Origin of the sequence: Micromonospora maritima, from assembly GCF_902825405.1 — a bacterium.
GTDB lineage: Bacteria > Actinomycetota > Actinomycetes > Mycobacteriales > Micromonosporaceae > Micromonospora > Micromonospora maritima.
The window spans coordinates 1-2,062 of record NZ_CADEAU010000737.1 but is presented as its reverse complement, the minus strand read 5'-3'; the positions used below and the strand labels follow the sequence as shown (position 1 = coordinate 2,062).

At 75.9% G+C, this 2,062-nt stretch carries 2 protein-coding genes; both read right to left on the bottom strand.

Annotated elements, in window-relative coordinates; all coding sequences use genetic code 11:
* On the bottom strand, positions 1-1,485 hold a 1,485-nt coding region (locus HUW36_RS31690; protein WP_174531427.1), incomplete at its 3' end, for a type I polyketide synthase.
* A gap of 46 nt (positions 1,486-1,531) precedes the next feature.
* A partial coding sequence (locus HUW36_RS31685) for an acyl carrier protein (RefSeq protein ID WP_174531426.1) occupies positions 1,532-2,062 on the bottom strand: 531 nt, incomplete at its 5' end.

The following is a 2,062-nucleotide window of genomic DNA, read 5'->3' as shown; positions in this document are numbered from 1 at the left end:
GGCCTGGGCGGCGAGGGCCTCCGGGGAGCGGGCGGAGAGCAGCACCGGGACGACCGGCCGGTCCACGGGCGCCGGCTCGTCCTCGGCGGGCTCCGGCTCCGGGGCCTGCTCCAGGATGGTGTGCGCGTTGGTGCCGGACACCCCGAACGAGGACACCGCCGCGCGGCGCGGCCGGTCGACGGCCGGCCAGGGCGTGCCCTCGGTGGCGAGCGCGACCGCCCCGGCGTCCCAGTCGATGTGCGGGGACGGCCGGTCCACGTGCAGCGTGGGCGGGACGATGCCGTGCCGCAGCGCCAGCACCATCTTGATCACGCCGGCGACGCCGGCGGCGGCCTGGGTGTGGCCGAGGTTGGACTTGACCGAGCCGAGCAGCACCGGCGGCGCGTCGCCCCGGTCCTGCCCGTACGTGGCAAGCAGCGCCTGCGCCTCGATCGGGTCGCCGAGCGTGGTGCCGGTGCCGTGCGCCTCCACCACGTCGACCTGCTCGGGGGTGAGCCGGGCGTTGGCGAGCGCCTGCCGGATCACCCGTACCTGGGACGGGCCGTGCGGCGCGCTCAGCCCGTTGGACGCCCCGTCCTGGTTGACCGCGCTGCCCCGGATCACCGCGAGCACCGGGTGGCCGTGCCGTTGGGCGTCGGAGAGGCGGGCCAGCAGCAGCATGCCGACGCCCTCGGACCAGCCGGTGCCGTCGGCGGCGGCGGCGAACGGCTTGCACCGGCCGTCAGCGGCCAGCCCGCGCTGGCGGCTGAACCCGACGAACACGGCCGGGGTGGGCATCACGGTGACGCCGCCGGCCAGCGCCAGCTCGCAGTCGCCGTTGCGCAGCGCCTGCACGGCCAGGTGGATCGCCACCGAGGAGGAGGAGCAGGCGGTGTCGATGGTGACCGCCGGCCCTTCCAGCCCCAGCGTGTACGCGATCCGGCCGGAGACGATGCTCGTCGAGTTGCCGGTCAGCGAGTGCCCCTCGCCGTCCTGCCCGGCCCGGGCGAGGATCGCGTCGTAGCCGTGCGCGGCGGCGCCGACGAACACGCCGGTGCGGCTGCCCCGCACGGCCGGCAGCGGCAGCCCGGCCCGCTCGAACGCCTCCCAGGTGGCCTCCAGCAGCAGCCGCTGCTGCGGGTCCATGGCGACGGCCTCGCGCGGGCTGATGCCGAACAGGTCGGCGTCGAAGTCGCCGGCGTCGTAGACGAAGCCGCCCTCGCGCACGTAGCTGGTGCCCGGGTGGTCGGGGTCGGGGTGGAACAGCCGGTCGAGGTCCCAGCCCCGGTCGGCGGGGAACGGGCCGATCCCGTCGCCGCCGTCGCGGACCAGGTCCCACAGCTGCTCCGGCGACCCGACGCCGCCGGGGTAGCGGCAGGTCATCGCCACGATGGCGACCGGCTCGGTGTCGCGCGCCTCCAGCGCCCGCAGTCGCCGCCGGGTGCGCCGCAGCTCCGAGGTCGTACGCTTCAGGTACTCGACGTACTTCTCGTCCTCGCTGTTCACCGTGGACCTACCTCACTCGGCGTGCCGATGTCGTCGCGGCCGTCGCTCAAGACGTCTCCAGCTCGCGGTCGATCAGGTCGAAGATGTTCTCGGTGGTGGCCGACTCCAGGTCGTCGTCGTCCGCGTCGGCCTGCCGGGCGGTCAGCCGGTCCAGCAGGCCGTGCAGCCGCTCGGTGATCCCGCGGTAGGCCTCGTCGTCCGGGTCCAGCCCGGCCAGCGCCGCCTCCAGCCGGTCCAGGTCCGGCCCCAGACCCGCGGTCGGATCGGCCGGGCCGTCGGGTACGGCGATCCGGGTGGCCAGGTGCGCGGCGAGCGCGGCCGGCGTCGGGTTGTCGAACACCAACGTGGCCGGCAGTCGCAGCCCGGTGGCGGCGCCGAGCCGGTTGCGCAGTTCGACCGCGGTGAGGGAGTCGAAGCCGAGTTCCCGGAACGCGCGGTCGGGTTCCACCGCGTCCGGGTCGCCGGCGCCGAGCACCACCGCGACGTGGGTCAGCACCAGCTCGCGCAGCGCGCGTCCGCGCCTGTCGGCGGAGAGGCCGCGCAGCGTGTCGGCGAACGCCGGGCCGCCGGCCGCCTC